At 72.3% G+C, this 19565-nt stretch carries 13 protein-coding genes; 2 read left to right on the forward strand and 11 right to left on the reverse strand.

Annotated features, from left to right (window positions below; translation table 11 throughout):
* The first annotated feature begins 82 nt into the window (after window positions 1-82).
* Window positions 83-5407 (forward strand): pullulanase-type alpha-1,6-glucosidase, encoded by a 5325-nt coding sequence (pulA, locus tag ACFC96_RS15360; protein ID WP_376612631.1) that lies wholly within the window; start codon window positions 83-85, stop codon window positions 5405-5407.
* Between the two features lie 66 nt (window positions 5408-5473).
* On the opposite strand, the gene ACFC96_RS15365 is transcribed toward pulA, so the two are convergent.
* The 8 genes from ACFC96_RS15365 to ACFC96_RS15400 all read right to left on the reverse strand — a co-directional run bounded on the left by ACFC96_RS15365 (window position 5474) and on the right by ACFC96_RS15400 (window position 15363).
* Window positions 5474-5992, reverse strand: a complete 519-nt coding sequence (locus tag ACFC96_RS15365) for a GNAT family N-acetyltransferase (RefSeq protein WP_376258907.1) — start codon at window positions 5990-5992, stop codon at window positions 5474-5476.
* Complete coding sequence (locus tag ACFC96_RS15370) at window positions 5989-6699, reverse strand: TetR/AcrR family transcriptional regulator (protein WP_376612633.1); 711 nt, start codon at window positions 6697-6699, stop codon at window positions 5989-5991. The genes ACFC96_RS15365 and ACFC96_RS15370 overlap by 4 nt, the downstream gene beginning before the upstream one ends.
* A gap of 56 nt (window positions 6700-6755) precedes the next feature.
* Window positions 6756-7832 carry a PDR/VanB family oxidoreductase gene (locus tag ACFC96_RS15375; RefSeq protein ID WP_376612635.1) on the reverse strand — a complete coding sequence of 359 codons (1077 nt, stop codon included), beginning with the start codon at window positions 7830-7832 and terminating at the stop codon, window positions 6756-6758.
* A 2-nt stretch (window positions 7833-7834) separates the two neighbouring features.
* Window positions 7835-8752, reverse strand: a complete 918-nt coding sequence (locus ACFC96_RS15380; protein WP_376612637.1) for a metal-dependent hydrolase — start codon at window positions 8750-8752, stop codon at window positions 7835-7837.
* A gap of 95 nt (window positions 8753-8847) precedes the next feature.
* The gene (locus ACFC96_RS15385) at window positions 8848-10761 is read right to left on the reverse strand and encodes a hypothetical protein (RefSeq protein ID WP_376612639.1); all 1914 of its coding nucleotides are present in this window, start codon (window positions 10759-10761) and stop codon (window positions 8848-8850) included.
* A gap of 55 nt (window positions 10762-10816) precedes the next feature.
* Window positions 10817-11329, reverse strand: a complete 513-nt coding sequence (locus ACFC96_RS15390; protein WP_376612641.1) for a tetratricopeptide repeat protein — start codon at window positions 11327-11329, stop codon at window positions 10817-10819.
* Between the two features lie 58 nt (window positions 11330-11387).
* Window positions 11388-12188, reverse strand: coding sequence for a tyrosine-protein phosphatase (locus ACFC96_RS15395; RefSeq protein WP_376612642.1), 801 nt, complete (start codon window positions 12186-12188; stop codon window positions 11388-11390).
* Window positions 12189-12264: 76 nt separating this feature from the next.
* Window positions 12265-15363: an alpha-N-acetylglucosaminidase gene (locus tag ACFC96_RS15400; protein ID WP_376612644.1), complete on the reverse strand. Its 3099-nt coding sequence runs from the start codon at window positions 15361-15363 to the stop codon at window positions 12265-12267.
* A 114-nt stretch (window positions 15364-15477) separates the two neighbouring features.
* Here ACFC96_RS15400 and ACFC96_RS15405 point away from each other — a divergent pair, with 114 nt between their 5' ends.
* A complete protein-coding gene (locus tag ACFC96_RS15405) occupies window positions 15478-15939 on the forward strand; it encodes a hypothetical protein (RefSeq protein WP_376612646.1) in 462 nt (153 codons plus the stop codon).
* Window positions 15940-15968: 29 nt separating this feature from the next.
* Here the strand turns inward: ACFC96_RS15405 and ACFC96_RS15410 are convergent, their stop codons facing one another.
* The 3 genes from ACFC96_RS15410 to ACFC96_RS15420 form a co-directional block, all read right to left on the reverse strand.
* Window positions 15969-17486 carry a DUF1996 domain-containing protein gene (locus tag ACFC96_RS15410; protein ID WP_376612648.1) on the reverse strand — a complete coding sequence of 506 codons (1518 nt, stop codon included), beginning with the start codon at window positions 17484-17486 and terminating at the stop codon, window positions 15969-15971.
* 66 nt (window positions 17487-17552) lie between these two features.
* On the reverse strand, window positions 17553-18203 hold the full coding sequence (locus ACFC96_RS15415; RefSeq protein WP_376258889.1) for a response regulator: 651 nt from the start codon (window positions 18201-18203) through the stop codon (window positions 17553-17555).
* Complete coding sequence (locus ACFC96_RS15420; protein WP_376612650.1) at window positions 18188-19477, reverse strand: sensor histidine kinase; 1290 nt, start codon at window positions 19475-19477, stop codon at window positions 18188-18190. The genes ACFC96_RS15415 and ACFC96_RS15420 overlap by 16 nt, the downstream gene beginning before the upstream one ends.
* Between the last annotated feature and the right edge of the window lie 88 nt (window positions 19478-19565).

Consider the following 19565-nt stretch of genomic DNA (forward strand, 5'->3'; position numbering starts at 1 on the left):
GCGCGTCCTCCCCGCTCGCGCCGGGCGGCCCTGTCCGCGCACCCCCGTGTCCCGCCCACCGCCCTCCCGTCGAGGAGTTCCCGTGATACGCCCCGCCCTGCCGCGAAGAACAGCGGCCGTCCTCGCCGTCGCCCTGTGCGCGGCCCTGGCCCCGGCCCTGCCCCTGGCGGCGGCCGCCCAGAAGCCGCCCGCGCCGCCGTCCGACGCCCGGCTCGCCGCCGCGCCCGCGCGGCACGACCTCACACGCGAGCAGTTCTACTTCGTCATGCCGGACCGCTTCGCGAACGGCGACACCTCCAACGACCGCGGCGGACTGACCGGTTCACGCTCGGAGACCGGCTACGACCCCACGGACAAGGGCTTCTACCAGGGCGGCGACCTCAAGGGCCTGACCGACCGGCTCGACTACATCAAGGGCCTCGGCACCACCGCCATCTGGCTCGCCCCGATCTTCAAGAACCGGCCCGTCCAGGGCGAGGGCAAGGACGCCTCCGCCGGCTACCACGGCTACTGGATCACCGACTTCACGCAGGTCGACCCGCACTTCGGCACCAACGCGGACCTCACGAGACTGATCGCCCGCGCGCACGCCAAGGGCATGAAGGTCTTCTTCGACGTCATCACCAACCACACCGCCGACACCGTCGACTACGCCGAGAAGGAGTACGGCTACCGCCCCAAGGGCGCCTACCCCTACCTCGACACCCAGGGCCGCCCCTTCGACGACCGGGACGGCGTGCGCGAGGTCGACGCCGACTCGTTCCCGTACACCCCGAAGAACACCGGGCAGAAGGTGCCCGCCTGGCTCAACGACCCGGCGATGTACCACAACCGGGGCGACTCCACCTTCGCCGGGGAGAGCGCCGAGTACGGCGACTTCGGCGGGCTCGACGACCTGTGGACCGAGCGGCCCGAGGTCGTCTCCGGCATGGAGAAGATCTACGAGCGCTGGGTGCGGGACTTCGACATCGACGGGTTCCGCATCGACACCGTCAAACACGTCGACCTGGACTTCTGGACCCAGTGGGCCACCGCCCTCGACGCGTACGCGAAGAAGCACGGCAGGCCCGACTTCTTCATGTTCGGCGAGGTGTACTCCGCCGACACCGACGTCACGTCCCCGTACGTCACCCGCGGCCGCCTGGACGCGACCCTCGACTTCCCCTTCCAGGACGCGGCCCGCGCCTACGCCTCCCAGGGCGCCTCCGCCGACCGCCTCGCCAAGGTCTTCGCCGACGACTACAAGTACGCCTCCGGCACGGCGAACGCGTACGAGCAGGTCACGTTCCTCGGCAACCACGACATGGGCCGCATCGGCTCGTTCCTCGAGGCCGACGACGCGAAGGCGTCCGACGCCGACCTCGTGCGGCGCGACAAGCTCGCCAACGCCGTGATGTTCCTGTCGCGCGGCAATCCCGTCGTCTACTACGGCGACGAGCAGGGCTTCACCGGCTCCGGTGGCGACAAGGACGCCCGGCAGACCATGTTCGCCTCCAAGGTCGACGACTACCTCGACGACGACGAACTGGGCACCGACCGCACCCACGCCGAGGACTCCTACGACACGAGCGCACCGCTCTACAAGGAGATCGCCGCTCTCGGAAAGCTCCGCAAGGACAACCCGGCCCTGGCCGACGGCGTCCAGACCGAGCGCTACGCCAAGGGCTCCGTGTACGCCTTCTCGCGCACGGACGCGAAGACCGGCATCGAGTACGTCGTGGCGCTCAACAACGCCGCCGAGGCCAAGGACGCCACCTTCGCGACCGGCTCGGCCGGCACCCGTTTCGACGGCCTCCACGGCACCGACAAGGCCGTGACCAGCGGCTCCGACAAGGACGTCACCATCACCGTGCCGGCCGGGTCCGCGGTCGTCTACAAGGCCGCCGAGCCGCTGCCCGCCCCCGCCGCCAAGCCCGCGGTCACCCTCCACGCCCCCGCCGCCGGGGCCACCGGCACCGTGACCCTCCAGGCCGACACCGACGGCGGACAGCTGGACCGCGTGGTCTTCGCCGCCCAGACCGGCAACGGCGCCTGGCACACCCTCGGCTCCGTCGACCACGCGCCGTACCGGATCACCCAGCACATCCCCGACACGGTGGCCGCCGGAACACCCCTGCGGTACAAGGCAGTTGTGGTGGACCGTGCCGGACGCACCGCCGGCGACCTCGCCGCGTCGACGGCGGGGCAGGCGCCCGCGCCCGCGAAGCCCAGCGCCGTCGACCGCGCCTACGCCGTCGTGCACTACAGGCGGACCGACGGCGACTACGACGGCTGGCAGCTCAAGTCGCCCGCCGGAAACGGGGACTTCACCGGGCGTGACGCGTACGGCGCCTTCGCCTGGGTGAAGCTCGACAAGGACGCCGGCTCCGGCAGCCTCACCTACACCGTCGAGAAGAACGGCACCGCCGACGGGCCGCAGCGCACCGTCGACCTCGGCGCGACCGGCGAGGTCTGGGTCGAGCAGGGCAAGGACGGCCAGGCCACGACCGCCCCCGACGGCACCTACCCGCCGCAGGACAAGACCAAGGCCGTCCTGCACTACCAGCGCGCCGACGGCGACTACGACGGGTGGGGACTGCACACCTGGACCGGCGCCAAGAACCCCACCGACTGGTCCGAGCCGCTCGCGCCGGTGAAGAAGGATGCGTACGGCGTCACCTTCGAGGTGCCGCTCGCCGACGGCGCGACGTCCCTGAGCTACATCCTCCACAAGGGCGACGAGAAGGACCTGCCCACCGACCAGTCCCTCGACCTCGCCGCCGACGGCACCGAGGTCTGGCTCCTCGCCGGGCAGCCCCGCCCCGTCCTGCCGCAGACCGGAGGAGCGCCCGACCTCGACCTCGCGAAGTCCGAGGCGCAGTGGATCGACCGCGACACGGTCGCCCTCCCGTCGGACGGCGCGGCGGCCCTGTCCGCCCAGCTCGTCTACGACCGCGACGGCGGCATCACCGTCAAGGACGGAGCGCTCAGCAGCGAGGGGCGGTGGCTGCGCCTGGACAAGGCCGCCGGCGGGCTCACCGACGCCCAGCTCGCCCGCTTCCCGCAGCTGAAGAAGTACGACGCCTACACCGTCGACCCCCGCGACCGCGACCGGGTCGGCGACGCCCTCGAGAGCCAGCTGATCCTCACCCGCCGCATCGCCAACGGCGCCCTCGTCACCGCAACGGGCGTGCAGACCGCGGGAGTTCTCGACGACCTGTACGCGCGGAAGGCCGGCAAGGCGGCACTCGGACCCGTCTTCACCAAGGACGCGGTCACCCTGTCCGTCTGGGCGCCCACCGCGCAGTCGGTGGCCCTCGACCTCGACGGGCGCACCGTCGCCATGCGCCGTGACGACGCGACCGGCGTCTGGTCCGTGCGGGGCCCGCGCTCCTGGCAGGGCAAGCAGTACCGCTACGCCGTGAAGGTGTGGGCGCCCAGCGTCCAGAAGGTCGTCACGAACAAGGTCACCGACCCGTACTCCACCGCCCTCACCGCCGACTCGGAGCGCAGCCTCGTCGTCGACCTCGACGCGAAGAACCTCGCCCCGTCCGGCTGGTCGGCGCTGAAGAAGCCGAAGGCCGTGCCGCTGCGCGACGCGCAGATCCAGGAACTCCACATCCGCGACTTCTCCGTCGAGGACCGCACCGCCAAGCACCCCGGCACCTACCTCGCCTTCACCGACAAGAACAGCAAGGGCAGCGAGCACCTGCGCCAACTCGCGAAGGCCGGCACCTCGTACGTGCACCTCCTGCCCGCGTTCGACATCGCCACGATCCCCGAGAAGAAGTCCGGACAGGCCACCCCGGACTGTGACCTGACCTCGTACGGAGCGGCCTCGGAGAAGCAGCAGGAGTGCGTCGCGAAGAGCGCCGCCAAGGACGCCTACAACTGGGGCTACGACCCGTACCACTACACCGTCCCCGAAGGCTCCTACGCCAGTGACCCGGACGGCACCGCACGCACCGTCGAGTTCCGCAAGATGGTCGGGGCCCTGAACGCGGACGGGCTGCGCGTCGTCATGGACGTCGTCTACAACCACACCGCCGCGAGCGGCCAGGCCAAGACGTCCGTGCTCGACCGCATCGTGCCCGGCTACTACCAGCGCCTCCTGGCCGACGGCTCCGTCGCCACCTCCACGTGCTGCGCGAACACCGCCCCCGAGAACGCGATGATGGGCAAGCTCGTCGTCGACTCGATCGTCACCTGGGCCAAGGAGTACAAGGTCGACGGCTTCCGCTTCGACCTGATGGGACACCACCCCAAGGCCAACATCCTCGCCGTCAGGAAGGCCCTCGACGCGCTCACCGTCGAGAAGGACGGTGTCGACGGGAAGAAGATCATCCTCTACGGGGAGGGCTGGAACTTCGGCGAGGTCGCCGACGACGCCCGCTTCGTGCAGGCCACGCAGAAGAACATGGCGGGCACCGGCATCGCGACCTTCTCCGACCGCGCCCGCGACGCCGTGCGCGGTGGCAGCCCCTTCGACGCCGACCCCGGCGTCCAGGGCTTCGCCTCCGGCCTCTACACCGACCCCAACTCCTCGAAGGCGAACGGCACCGAGGCCGAGCAGAAGGCCCGCCTCCTGCACTACCAGGACCTGATCAAGGTCGGCCTGACGGGGAACCTCGCCGCCTACACCTTCACCGGCAGCGACGGCCGAACGGTCAAGGGCGCGGACGTCGACTACAACGGCGCACCCGCCGGATACGCCGAGGCGCCGGGCGACGCCCTCGCCTACGCCGACGCCCACGACAACGAGTCGCTCTACGACGCGCTCACCTACAAGCTGCCCGCCTCCACCACCCCCGCGGACCGCTCGCGCATGCAGGTGCTCGCCCTCGCGACGGCCGCGCTCTCCCAGGGTCCCGCGCTCTCCCAGGCCGGCACCGACCTGCTGCGCTCCAAGTCCCTCGACCGCAACTCCTTCGACAGCGGAGACTGGTTCAACGCCATCCACTGGGCCTGCCGCGACGGCAACGGCTTCGGACGCGGACTCCCGCCGGCCGCCGACAACAAGGACAAGTGGCCCTACGCCACCCCCCTGCTGACCTCGGTGCCCGCCGCGAAGTGCGCGGACATCGAAGGGACGTCCGCCGCGTACCGGGACCTGCTGAAGATCCGTACCACGGAGCCGACGTTCGGCCTCGCGACGGCCGGGCAGGTGCAGGAGAAGCTGTCCTTCCCGCTCTCCGGCAAGGAGGAGACGCCCGGGGTGATCACCATGCGCCTCGGTGACCTCGTCGTCGTCTTCAACGCCACACCGAAGTCGCAGGAGCAGCGCGTCGGCGCGGCCGCGGGCACGTCGTACCGGCTGCACCCGGTGCAGGCGGCGGGCGCCGATCCAGTGGTGAAGTCCGCCTCGTACGAGGTCGGTTCGGGAACGTTCGAGGTCCCGGCGCGCACGGTCGCGGTGTTCACGCGCTGACCGGAAGGAACGCCGGACGCCCGGCACGGCAGGGGGTGACCGACCCTGCTGTGCCGGGCGTCCGCGTCAGCCGACCCGCTTCTCCATGAGCGTCACCGCGTACTTGCTGCCGCCCGCGCCCGACTTGAACGGCTGCTCGCCCACGACCGCGTAGCCCGCGCGCTCGTAGTAGGCCCGCAGCCGGGGGTTCGTCGACACACAGTCCAGGCGGCACAGGGCGCGGCCCGCGGCGGCGACCCGCTCCTCGGCGTGCGCGAGCAGCGCGCGACCCGCGCCGGCCGGGGCGCCGCGGCGCACCATGAGGCGGTGCACATAGCCGGCCTCGGGCGGCCGGACGCCCCACGCGGGCTCGTCGTCCCACCACAGCTCGTACGCGCCGGCCCCGGCGCCCTGCGCGTCGTCGGCGAACCACACCTCGCCCTCCTTGACGCGGAGGCGGAAGTGGTCCTCGGTCTTCTCGCCGGGCCGCCACTGGTCGATGCCCTGCTCCACCATCCAGCGCGCCGCCCCGTCGTACAGGGCGACGAGCGCGGCGAGGTCGTCGGGTGCGTCGGATGCCCCGCGGAACGTGAGTCGTGGCGTCATGATCCCGAGGGGGCGGGAACGGGCGCCAGTGCGACCAGGCGCCCGATGAGGTCGCCGAACGTCCCGTCGGCCGGCTCGTCGGCCAGGAGGTGGCGCAGCAGGCCCGCCATCTCCTCGTCGTACGCGGCACTCACCGCGGCGAGCGCCGCGAAGTCGTGCACGAGCTGCGCCTCCAGTTCGTGGCGCGGGATGCGCCGCCCGTCCAGCCAGATCAGCGCCGTGGACTCGGCGAGCGAGATCCACGACCGCACCACCAGTTCGAGGCGGGGCGGCGGGTCGGTGACGCCGAGGTGCGTGAGGATCTGGACGTACGCGGCCTGCCGGACGGAGTCGATGAGGGCGTTCGTCGTCGAGGAGCCGACGGCGGGCCCGCCCCGCATCAGGGCCGAGAAGCCGGGCCCGTGTTCGTCCACGAAGTCGAAGAACCGCCCCATCACCCGGATCAGCCGGGCCCCGAGCGGACCGTCCTGCGGCTCCTCGAAGCGCTGCGCGAGATCGTCCGCCGCGCGCCTCAACGCCGCCTCGTACAGGCTGAGTTTGCCCGGGAAGTAGTGGTAGACCAGCGGCCGGGAAATGCCCGCGGCCGCGGCTATCTCGTCGATGGAGACGTCGTCGGGGGAGCGGTGGCTGAACAGTTCGAGTGCGACCCCGATCAACTGCTGCCGCCGCTCCTCGACTCCCATCCTGCGGCGCACCCCGGTTGTCATACGAACACCCTACCGAGCGATTCCGGCCTCGTGCGGAGCGCGACCGCACGGGCCGGTCACAGGTCGAGCACGAGGCGCTCCCCGCGCGCCCGGGAGACACAGATCAGCATCGAGTCGTCACGCTCCGAATCCGTGAGCAGCTCGTCCCGGTGGTCGATCTCGCCCTCCAGGACCCGCTGTTGGCACGTTCCGCAGAACCCCTGCTCGCAGGAGTACGACACGTTCGGCACCTCGGCGCGCACCGCGGCGAGCACCGAAGTGCCCGCCGGCACGGGGACGGTGCGGCCGGTGCGGCGCAGTTCGACCTCGAACGGCCCGTTCCCGTCGGCCGACGTGTGCGGCGCGAACCGTTCCAGATGCAGCTCGCAGTGGCCGGGAAGCGCCGCGGCCACCGCCTCCATCAGGCCCTCGGGCCCGCAGCAGTAGACCGCGGTGTCCGGCGCCGCCTCCGCGAGCAGGCCGGCCGGATCGGGGCGTCCGTCCTCGTCCTCGGCGACGACGCTCACCCTGCCCCGCTCGCCGCCGAGCTTCTCCGCCTCCTCCAGGAACGGCATCGACGCGCGCGTGCGGCCCGCGTACAGCAGCCGCCAGTCGGCGCCCCGGGCCTCGAGGGCCCGCAGCATCGGCAGGATCGGCGTGATGCCGATGCCGCCCGCGACGAACACGTACGACGGGGCGCCGACGGCGAGGGGGAAGCGGTTGCGCGGCCCGCGCACCTCGATCTCCGCCCCCTCCTGGAGCTGCTCGTGCACTTCGCGCGAACCGCCCCTGCCGTTCTCGACGAGCCGCGTCGCGACGGTGTACGACGACGTGTCCTCGGGGTCGCCGCACAGCGAGTACTGCCGGATCAGCCCCGACGGCAGGACGAGGTCGAGATGCGCGCCCGGCTCCCAGGCGGGCAGGCCCTGCCCCTCCAGGCGCAACTGGACGACACCGTCGGCGACGGACTCGTGCCGGGTGACGAGGAGCCGCAGGCCGCGCGCGCGAGGACGCCCCGAGATCGGTTCCTCGAGGGCGGGCATCGGCCACAGCGGGGACGCCTGGATGCGGCGGCGCAGGGCGCGGCGCGCGAGCAGGGCGGATCCGGTGACGAGCAGGACGGTGCGCAGCCGGGGGGTGCGGAGGCGGGGCATGGTCAGACGGCTCCGTTCGAGGTCCGGGCCTGGGCCGCCGTCGCGGCGGGAGAGGTGGCCAGATAGGCGACCGCCTGCGCGGTGCTGCCCTCCTGGGAGGGGTGGTAGGAGCGGCTGAGGTAGCGCGGGACGGACTTCATCATGGCGCCCGTGGAGGGCAGGACGCCCTGCTTCCCGCCCCGGTAGAACTCCTTGAACGACGCCTTGCCGTCGAGCACCGTCGGGTCGTTCTCCATGAAGAAGCGCGCCCCGCGCTGCCACAGGAACATCAGTGCGGAGAAGGCGAGCGCCCAGGTCCGCACCCGGCGCCGGTAGCCGCCGTCGACGTGCTCGAACAGCTCGAAGGCGACCGAGCGGTGCTCGACCTCCTCCGCGCCGTGCCAGCGCAGCAGGTCCAGCATCGTGGGGTCCGCGCCCCTGCGGTCCAGTTCGTCCGCGTTGAGCACCCAGTCGCCGAGGAACGCCGTGTAGTGCTCGATCGCGGCGATGAGCGCGACCCGCTCCATCAGCCACCACTCACGCGCCCGCCCCGGCGGCAGCGTCCGGTCCCCGAGGAGCTTCTCGAAGAACCAGTCGACCTGGGCGGTGTACGGGGTCGGGTCGAGCCCCTGCTCCTTCAGGTGCGGCAGCACTTCGTCGTGGGCCTGCGAGTGCATGGCCTCCTGCCCGATGAACCCGATCACGTCCTCGCGGAGCCGGTCGTCGCGGATGTACGGCAGGACCTGCTTGTAGACGTGCACGAACCAGCGCTCTCCGGCGGGCAGCAGGAGATGCAGCACGTTGATGGTGTGCGTGGTGAACGGGTCGTCCGGTATCCAGTGCAGCGGTGTCCTGTCCCAGGAGAACGAGACCCTGCGTGCCTTGAGCGCGACGCGCTCGTCAGCGACGGGCCGCGGTGCCCGGCTCTGCGTATTAGACATGGCGTCAATGTACTGACGGGTAGGGAACGGGTACACCCCTCGTGCGCCGTTTTCTTTACGGATGTGTCAGCAAGGGGCGTCCGGCGGCGCCGGGTTCAGCGCAGGGCGCCCACCTCACGGCCGGTCGCCGTGCGGCCGGTCAGCGTCGTCCTGGCTCCCTGCCGGGTGCGCGCGGCCAGGACGTTGTCCGTGGTGCGGGCGCCGCCCGACGACGCGATCGACGTGACCTGCCTGCTCGCGGCGGCCACCACGTACCAGGTGCCGCCCCGCGACTTCCACAGCACGCCCGCGAGGACCAGCGGGTCCCGGCTGCCGCAGGCCGGGGTTCCCTCCGACTTCGCGGCGACCGCCGCCGTCGTCCCGCCGGGCGCCGTGAACAGGGCGAGCGTCCGCGCCCCGCCACCCCGCCAGGTGTCGGCCCGCGCGCACGCCCAGTCCGCCGCGCCGCTGCCCTCGGGGAGCTGCTGGCGCGCGTACGCCCAGGAGTTGACGGTGCGCACGCCGTGCGAGCGTACGGAGGTGAGGGAGCACGCCGAGTGCTGCCAGTCGGCGGCGACCGCCTCGCGCGGCGCGCCGGGGCGTCCCGCGGTGAGATGCGCGGGCACGAGCTCGCCGAGGTCGGTCGAGAGCCGCGTGCCCGCGTCGTCCCGCAGCGCGAGAGCGTTCCAGGACGTGCAGACGCGCGCGAGTGCCGGGCTGGCGAACGGGGCCGTCACGCCGTCGGGGGCGCGGCCGAGCGGCATCGGCGCCGCCGACGGTTTCAGCAGGTTCCGCACGGCGGCGCCACGCACCCAGGGCGCCGTCAGATAGCGCACGTTGCCGTCGGACCGGTCCACGACCAGGGCGCCCGCCTCCGGGCCCGTGGCGCCGTCCGCCCGCGCGAAGTCGAGCGCGGCGCCGCTCGTGCCGTCCTTCGGCTCCGCGTACCGCACGATGCGCAGCCCGTCGTAGAGCAGCACGATCCGCGCCTGGTCGACCTCGCCCGCGTACAGCAGCTGCGGGGGGCCGGGCGGGGCGCCGGCCTGGGTGCCCGGTGTCGCGGAGACCTGGACGGTGCCGCCGGGCCGCGCCCAGACGGCGAGGGCGCGCCGCAGCAGCGGCCGGTCGCCGGTCAGGGATCCGCGCGCGGGCCACACGGAGAAGTCCGTGCGGGCCGACGTCTGCCACGCCGTGGCCGGGACCCTCGTCAGCCTGCCCGGATCCAGGGCGGCCAGGCCCGCCGGGTTCTGCGCGTACGCGGGCGCCGCGGCCCCGTCCGGTGCCCAGCCGCCGCCCGGCAGGCCGAGCAGCGCCCCGCAGACCAGCGTCGCCGCGGCGGCCGCGGTCACGGCCTTCACATGCTGCCTGCGCCGCATGAGGTCCGGCGGCCTGGCCTGGAGCGAACACGGGTCGAACTCGGTCGACTCCAGCAGGGCGAGCGCGTCCTTGCCCGCGGGCACGGTCACGCCGTCCGCCTCGGCGAGCGCCGCGTCGGGGTCCTCGGCGCCGGCCGCGCCCAGCATGTTCCGTACGGCCCTGTCGTCGAGCCGTTCGAGACCGCGCAGGACGAAGGCGGCGCGGCCGGGGCCGCTGAGCGCGGACAGCCCCTGGTCCAGGGCCAGTTCGTCGGCACCGCCCGAGCGGGGGAAGAGCCGCAGGCCCCACACCTGGGGGAGAAGCGGCGGCAGTTGTGAGCGCCGCGGCCAGGCCCTGCGCATGAGCGGGCGGCCCGCGTCGAGCGCGGTGCGCAGGACCCTGAGCCGTACGAAGCAGTAGCCCGGATCGCCGTTGCGCACCTCGGCGGTGCGGGGTGCCGGGACGGCCGCGGCGTCTGCCGAGGTGCGTGCGCGCGGCAGGGCGCGCTGGGTCAGGGAGTGCGCCGTGAGCACCCGGCGGTTGCGGCCGAGGCTGGGCGGGAGCACCAGATAGGCGAGCCGGACGAGCCGCGGGTAGTGCTCGACGAGAGCGGCCTCGGCCTGCTCCACGTCGACGACCGGACCGGTACGGGGGACGACATCCTGTGACTGCACCTTCGACTGCACGTTCAGCTGAACGAGCGAATCGTCGGATGGTCACTTCACCGTGTCACCGCGGCTCCGGCTCCGGATCGACCAGCAGGCGGGCGTAATTCGCCATCGACCTCTGGTATCGGGGCAGATGGGGTGCCAGCGCGCCGAGCACGAGCGACAGGCCCTCGCGGTCCCGGCCCAGGCTGGACAGGCACAACGCCAGCGTGGCACGCACGGCGTCGTCCAACTCGTCGGAGGGCGCGTCGAGTTCGGGAGTGAGCAGCGCCACACCCTCCTCGGGCCGGCCGATGTTGCGCAGGGAGCTGGAGAGCTGGATCTTCGCGCGGCGGCCCCGGTAGCCGGACAGGCCGAGCTTCAGGGCCTCCTGGTACAGCGGCACGGCCCGGTCCGAGTGGCCGGTCGAGTCGAAGGCACTGGCGCGCTCGAACGGACCGATCGGACTGTCGTCCGGAAGTTCGGCGACGAGGTCGTCGACGACGGCGCGGAAGTCGCCCGCGGTGGACTCGTCGTAGCCGTCGATGCCCGCCCACGCCACGGCCAGGCGCGCTTCCCAGTCTTCGCTGCTCATCGGGTCACCATGGCACGGATGTGCCCACGCGGCCCAGGGGTTTCTCCGAGCTCCCGCGTCACCCGGCCGTCAGCCGCTGCCGGATCCGCTCCACCGCCTCGTCCGGCACCCCGAGCCCCTCGCGCACGTACCTCTCGAAATCCCCGTACCGCGCCACCACCTCGTCCTGCGCGGCGTGCAGATACGACGCCCGTACGCCGATCAGCGCGAGTGCGATCTCCGGGTCGCCGCCCTGCGCGGTGAACCCCTCGACGAGCGGCGCGAAGGCCTCCCGTACCGCCGAGTTGACCGACAGGTACTCCGTCTCCAGGGCCGCCTCGTCCGCGCCGAGGAGCGTCAGGACGACCGTCGTGGCCCAGCCGGTGCGGTCCTTGCCCGCGGTGCAGTGGAAGAGCAGCGGGCCCGTGTCGGGGTCGGCCAGTTCGGTCAGGAGCGTGCGGTAGGCGGCCCGCGCGGACTGCGTCGAGACGAGGGCGCGGTAGGTGTCGGCGAAGAGCGCCTCGGCGCGCCCGCCCCCGAGCTTCTCGTCGGCGAGTGCCGGGTCGGACAAGACGTGCTTGAGCTGTGCGGCGGCGGGCGCGGCCCCCGTCTGGGCGATCTTGTCGGCGAGGGCGTCCGCGACCAGGACATGGACGCCGTCGGGAACGTGGTCAGGGTGGGAGGCGCGCTCGGCGTTCGTGCGGAAGTCCACGATCGTGCGGATGCCGAGCGCGGAGAACTCCGGATCGGCGGCGGGGTCGAGCCGGTCGAGCTGCCCGGCCCGCAGGGCGAGGCCCGGGCGTACGGCGCGGCCGCCGGGCAGCGGGATCCCGCCGAGGTCGCGGAGGTTGGCGACGGTGGTGGAGGGGATCGCGGGCATGGGCGGGACTCCAGAGGTCGCAGCCGTGACCGGACACACGGCTTTTGTCCCGCCCATTCTGACCCAGCGACACGCCTTACCCGAGCTGCCAGCCGTCGAACTCCACGGTGCCGCGCGCCCCGCCGCCCCCGTTCGTCGCCGTCATGAAGAGCCCCACGTCCTGTGTCGCCGCCGCCGGCACCGCCACGGTCGCCACCGTCCGCCAGGTCGCCCCGTCGTCCGTCGAGCACTCACCCGTGTACGAGCCGCCGGACCGCGTCAGCCTCAGGGTCACCGGCGCCTTGATCCCGGTGATGCGCCGGTAGGTGTCGAGCGTGCCGTCCCCGTTCGTGTCGTACGACAGCACGACCCCGTTGGACGGCGTCACGGACAGGTTCAGGAACCCCGGGGAGCCCTGCGTCGCCAGGGAGTCGCGGACGATGAGACCCGCCCGCGCCCACGCGCCCGTGACGGCCTGCGAGGTCACCTTCACCTGTGCCGACGACCCGTCGGCGAAGGCTCCCTCGCGGTAGACCGAGCCGAACTCCGTCGTCCCCTTCCACAGGTCGGCGCCGGCCCCGTCGATCGCGTACCGGTCGCCCAGCTGCCCGAAGACGGCGGCGTTGTTCGTGACGGTCTCCCAGGCGCCGCCGAGCGGCCCGGCCTCGAAGAGCGTGCCCGCGTGGACCGACGTCACCCGGCCCTCGCCCTGCGGCCCGTACCGCACGGAGAGCTCGTACGGCAGGGGACGCAGCGGCCGGTCCAGGGGCGTGCCGGGGGCGCTCGCCCGCCAGCCGACCCTGCCCGAGCCCGCGGGCGCGACGCTCGGCAGGGTCGTGGGGCCCTCGGGCGCGGCGTCGATGCCCGACAGGGTGAAGTCCACGCGGCCGGTCGCCCGCAGCCCGTTGACGTTGCGGAAAGCGGCCTCCACGCGCGCGTGCCCGCCGGGCGGGAACGCGGCCGGCTGGGCGGTGACGGTCAGCGAGCCCTGGTAGGGAGCCCGCGCGAGCACGTCACGCACGCGCGCGGCCGTCCTGTACGCGTCCCCGACGGGCCGCAGTGGATAGTCCTTGCGCTCCAGGGTCCACCGCTCCTCGAACGCGAACCAGTCGACGGCCGCGGGCGCCGCCCCCGTGGCCAGCGCGTCCTCCAGGGCGTCCAGCCACTTCTGCCAGCGCGGCACGTAGAAGTCGGACATCAGGCCGTACCACTCGCGGTTGGCGTACTCGTGCAGGTTCCCCGGGTCGGACGTGGCGCGGTCGCCCCACACCGTGATGAGCACCCTCGCCGTGCGCTCGAACTCGGCGCGCTCGCCGTCGCTCGTCGCGAGCCGCCGCGCGTCGTCGATCCACGGCCCGAGCAGGAACGCCGGATGCGTCCCGGCCACGTCGTCGGACAGTCGCATCAGCTTCAGCCACAGCGTCGCCAGCGCCCTGAACCCGTCCCGGTCCTTTCGCGCGTAGGCGGCCCGCAGCTGCGGCAGGAGCTGCCGTGAGCGGTGCGCGAGCGCCTGCCGTGCCACGTCCACCAGGTCGTACTTGTACGCGGCGGACCTCCGCAGCCCGCCGGCCACGCCGAGCAGCCCGCTCAGGGCCGCGTCGAAGCGCCCCGGGTCGTAGGTGAGGGCGCGCGGCGCGTACTCGGCGGCCCGGTTCGCGGCCAGGTCGGGCCGGGCGCAGAACAGCGAGTCGTGCGCGTCGCTGCGCTCCACCGCGTTGTGCTGGTACGCGGTGTCGTGCAGGGCGCGCCAGGCGGCCCGTGCGTTCGCGTCCGGGCTCCCGTAGCGGAAGTCCGCGTACCCGGAGAACCAGGCCGCCCGGTCCACCTTGCTCCCGGTCCAGGCGAGTTCGGAGAACAGCTCGAAGGCCGCCGGGTCGCGGTCGGTGCCCTCCGGCATGAAGGCGGTGCCGGTGAGCGCGCTGCCCGCCTTGTCGCGCCAGGCGAAGAACCTCTCGTTCCAGATGTGGGCACGGGCGCCGAGGGTGGTCCGCCCGCCGAAGTTCGGGATCGTGCCGAAGGCGTACGGCGTGCCGCCCCAGTCCTTCTCGCGGTCGGTGACGGTCGTGAAGCGGTCGGAGACGCCGTCGACGATCAGCATGCGCTTCTTGTCGATCGCGTCGATGAGCGCGGGCAGCGGGTTGGCCTCCCAGCCGAGAATCACCCACGTGGCTCCCGGGTGCGCCTTCTGGAGGGCCTTCTCCACGCCGCGCGCCGCGTCCCGCACGGGCACGTCACCGGCGGTGCCGCCCTCGTGCAGCAGGTCCATCTTGAAGTGCCCCGCCGCGCCGAACAGGTCCTGCTGATGCCGGTAGAACGAGCCGGCCACGTCGGCGAAGGACTGCGTGCGGGGGTCGAGCCAGTCGGGCCGGTCGAAGCCGTGCCAGGTGCCCTGCGGCACGACGTGCGCGTCGCCGCCGTTGCGTTCCACGAAGCCGTGGGGGACGTGCCCGTAGTAGCCGGGGAACACCGGCGACATGCCGAGCTCGCGCAGCCTGCCGGTGATCTTCCGGCCCAGCTCCACACGCTTCGCGAGGAGTTCGGGCGAGAGCGGTCCGCCGTACCCCGACAGGTTCTGCAGGAGCCACCACGGCTGGTGCGTGGGCGCCGGCAGCCAGGCGCGCGACTCCGCGTCGCTGTACCCGAAGTCCTTCAGGACGCGCTCGTACACCGCCTCCGTGCCCGCGATGACGAGGACCTCGTTGCAGCCGTGCAGCGCCAGGACGTCGATCATCCGCTCCCAGTACGGCCAGTCGGCGTACGGCGCGGTGTAGCCGTCGTTCGTGTCGTTGAGTGCGAAGCGGTGGGGGAGGGCGGTGGATCTCTCCAGCGGGCGCGGGGGCGCCGGCAGCGTCCTCGGCAGGTCGAGCTGGCTGCCGTTCCACGCGATGTGCGTCCCGCAGACGTACTTGAGATACCAGTGAACTCCCGTGAGCAGTACGGCCGGTGTCGTCCCGGACACCGCGATCCTTCCCCGGGTGCCGGTCACCCGGAACCGGTCGCCGCCCTGCGGGGAGAGACGTCCGAGGCGGAACTGGTCCGCGTGTCCGGGGAGCAGTCTGTTGAGTGCGGAGCGTGCGGGAGCCGTATCGAAGGCAGGGTCCTCGGCGGCGTGAGCCGTGACGGGGAACCCCGCGGCGGCTCCCAGGCCGATGGCGCCGGCGGTGCCGAGGACGGAACGTCGCGACGGTGCGGTCATAGGTGTGCCCCCTGCGTCGGATGATGCGGCGCACGGTAACCCTGTGACCCCCCTCTCTCAACGGTGTGTACGGAGCCGGCGAGTTCGTGTCGCCGCACGGGACGGAAGGAAACGATGGGCATGACGCGACGCATGCGGCGCATTTGGGTGACGGGGGCGACGGTCTCGCTGGCGGTCCTGGCCGGCTGCGGAGCGCACGGCGACACCGTGCCGAAGACCGCGACCGGCAGCCTGGAACAGCTCGCGACCAGGGCGAAATGCAGGCCCGACATCCAGACGGACGCCGACGAGCTGCGTCAGGCCACCTGCGGCGACGGCGCCGACCGCTACATCCTCGCGACCTTCGCCACCGACCGCGGCCAGGCCGAGTGGCTCGACCAGGCCGACGACTACGGCGGCACCTATCTGATCGGCCGCCGCTGGATCGCGGTCGGCGGCGACAAGGCGGTCACAGCGCTGCGCGGTCGGCTCGGCGGGACCGTGGAGAAGTCCTCCTCGCACCACTCGGGGAGTAGCGGTGGTGGGGGTCACGAGGAGGACGGGCACTCCGGGCACTACGGTCACCGCGCGAGCTGACCGCGCAGCAGTCGAAGGGGGTCAGGGCGTCAGGTACAGCGCTGACCCCGGTTGATGCAGCTCGCGACGCGCTTCATCAGGCCGTCGTCGAAGACGTTGATGAAGTCGCCGTGGTCGGTCACGGGCTTGTGCAGCTGCTCCGGGAACGAGTCGACGGCGAAGCCGGGGCCGGGCGGGACGTCGTACACGATGCGCTGCTGCAGCTGCGGGATCGCCTGGAAGCCCTGCGGGCAGGCCCCGCTGTTCGGGTCGGCGAAGGCGACGTGCGTACGGTGGTTGGCGCTGTCGGTGTTGCGCCCGTCCCAGCAGCTCTGGAACTTGAACGACCGCACGACCTTGCTGCCTTCCGGGCAGATCGGGTACTTGTCCTTCAGCTGACGGTCCTCGAAGCCGGTGCAGCTCCAGGACGCGTTCGCGTTCGCGTCGCCGTTGGTGAAGGCCTTGGCGTCGCCCGTGATGATGCGCAGGAAGCGCGGCATGGCGACGACCTTGCCGGCCGGACTTCCGACGAACTTCAGCGTGACCGAGGCAGGGGTCTGGATCTCGCCGACATTCTGGTCCTTGCCGCCGCCGTCGGCCTGCGCGTCGTTCTCGTCCTTTCCGTTCTGGAGGCGCAGAACAGGCCAGTAATAGGTCGACTTGTCACCCTGATTGCGGCAGCTCGTGTCACCGTTCGCGAGATCGTCGTCACTGGCGAAAGCGTCGTTCGCCTGATTTCCCACGTAGTCGTGCATATGGTGCGCGCCATTGCTCACGCCGGGCGCCACGATGACGTTGTCGGAATTGAACTTGCCGTTCTCGTTGCGTCCGCATTTCGTGGTGAACGTGCCGCGGGAGGCGGCGCGCCGGTTGCGCGGCGTCTTGACGTTGGGCTGGACGGAGTTGATGTCGACGAAGTCGGAGGCGTCGGGGCCGTTGCCCCCCTGCTGGCCGCCGTTCTGCCGGCCGTTCCCTTGCTGACCACCGTCACCCTGCTGGCCGCCACCCCCTTGCTGACCACCGTCGCCCTGCTGGCCGCCGTCCGCGGGGGCGGACGGCGCGGCCGAGCCCGCCGGGGGGCTGCCGTCGGTGCCGGCCGACCTGGCCGTGCAGGCCGCGAGATCCTTCATGCCCTCGGGCGACGTCCCGCCCGCCCGGCCGATCTCCAGGGCGATCCGGTCGATGAGGGTCGAGCGCCGTTCCTTCAACGGCTGCAGAATGCTGTTCTGCACGAAGTCGGGGTCCCGCGCCGCCGCGTCCCGCGAGGCCGCGAGGCGCTGGTACGACTCGGTGATCTGGCTGTCCATCGTGGCCAGTTCGCCGTCGACCTCGGACCGTGCGGCGTCCGGCACGTCGGAGAGCCCGTTGCCCACGTCGGGGCAGTCGATCGTGGCGACCTGCTGCTGTTGCTGCTGCGCTCCGTCGCCGTGCTGCGCCGGGTTCTCCTCGTGGGCGGACGCGTAGACGTTCACCGCGACCAGCCCTCCTCCGCCCAGGAGCAGTGCGGCCGACGCGATCGTCATGCGCGTCGCGAGTGACGAGCGCCGTTTTCGTGATGTGCGTCCCATGGGGCTACGTACGCAACACGAGGTCCCCTTGTTCAAAGAGAGCACCGGTGATTTCCCGGCGGATTCTCAACGGCCCTGATCCAGATAGGCGATGACGGCGAGAACGCGCCGGTTGTCGTCGTCCGACACCGGAAGTCCCAGCTTCAGAAAGATATTGGAGGTGTGTTTCGCGATCGCCCGTTCCGTGACGACGAGTTGGCCGGCGATGGCCGCATTCGACCGGCCCTGCGCCATGAGTTCCAGAACCTCCGTCTCGCGCGGTGTCAGACCGCCGAGCGGTGCCTGTGAGGCCCGCCGCGAAAGGAGCTGCTGGATCACCTGGGGGTCCATCGCGGTCCCGCCCGCGGCGACCCGGCGCACCGCGTCGACGAACTGGTCCGCGTCGAACACCCGGTCCTTCAGCAGATATCCGATCCCGCCGTTCCCGTCGGCGAGCAGCTCGCGCGCGTACAGCTGCTCCACGTGCTGCGACAGGACGAGGACCGGCAGCCCGGGCCGCGCCCGCCGCGCGGCGAGGGCGCACTGCAGCCCTTCGTCCGTGTGCGAGGGCGGCAGCCGTACGTCGACGACGGCGACGTCGGGCTCCGACTCGGCGAGTGCCTTGGTCAGTTCGGGACCGCTCTCGACGGCCGCGACGACCTCGAAGTCGTACGCCTCCAGCATCCGCACCAGGCCGTCGCGGAGCAGGAAGAGATCTTCGGCTAGGACAACGCGCAAGGAATCTCCATCGTCACCATGGTCGGACCGCCCGCGGGGGAGCTGACGGCGAGGACGCCGTCGAATGTACCGAGCCGGCGCTCGATCCCGCCCAGCCCCGACCCCGCCCCGATACGCGCGCCGCCCTTCCCGTTGTCGGTGACGGCGATCCGCAGCATGCCGGTCGCCCCGGTGTGGTGCACGTCGACCCGGACGCGGTCGGCCCCCGAGTGCTTGACGGCGTTCGTGAGGACCTCGCTGACGGCGAAGTAGGCCGCCGACTCGACGGGCGCCTCGGCGCGGCCCGGGAGGTCCACGTCGACGTCGGTGGCGACCGGCAGGCGCAGCGCGAGCGCCTTCACCGCGTCGCCGAGGCCACGCTCGGCGAGGACCGGCGGATGGATGCCGCGGACCAGGTCGCGCAGCTCGGTGAGGGCGTCGGCCGAGGACTTCCGGGCCCGCGCGAGCAGCTCCTTGGCCTTCTGCGGGTTCTTCTCGACCAGCGCCTCGATCGTGCCGAGGTCCATGCCCATGGCGACGAGGCGGGCCTGCGCGCCGTCGTGCAGGTCGCGCTCGATGCGGCGCAGCTCCGCGGCCGAGGTGTCGACCGCGTCGCGCCGCGTCCGCGTCAACACCTGGACACGGGCGGCCAGTTCACCCGAATCGGGTGTGAGGACCGCGCGGGTGAGGAGGAAGTGGACCCGCAGCAGGGCCGGGGCCAGGAAGTAGCCGGCCACGAGAAGCGCGTTGGCGAGGCCGGCGGCCTGGAACGCGGAGCCCTGACCGCTGACGGGCACGAACCCGTACCACCAGCCGACGTGCGTGCCGTCCGTGAAGACCCGCCACAGACCGGCCGCGAGGGCGTAACCCTCCAGTGGATAGACGATGAGCGCGGCCGGCAGGAGCGCCGTCACGAGCCCGGCCGTCATGTCGATGAGCAGCCACAGCAGGTCCCGCCATGTCGCCGGGTCGCCGAGCATCAGGCGGCAGCGCTCCGCCTGCCCGACGAGCCCGGTCCGCGCGTCGGCGGGGAACGGCCGGTACAGCGCCGGGACCCGGATCCCGTACCACTCGGCGGCGAGGACGCGCCGCCGGTTCGCCCAGGACCTGACCAGGGAGAGCAGCGCGGGCGTGGTGAACACGCCGACACCCAGGGCGATGAACACGAGCGAAAGGACGGACAGGACGAAGAGGGTGAGCGACCCGGCGAACCCCGCCACCGCCAGCACGAGGCCACGCGCCCCCGCCACCAGTGCGCGCCGCGCCCGCCCGCCGTCCGCGTCCGACGTGTTCATCCCGCTCCCCGTCCACCGCCCGACCCGTAGGCCCCCAGTCTCCCCGGCCGGGGCCGCGCGGGGCATGGGGCGGACACCCTTTCCGGGG

Origin of the sequence: Streptomyces sp. NPDC055955 (assembly GCF_042270245.1) — a bacterium.
Taxonomy (GTDB): domain Bacteria; phylum Actinomycetota; class Actinomycetes; order Streptomycetales; family Streptomycetaceae; genus Streptomyces.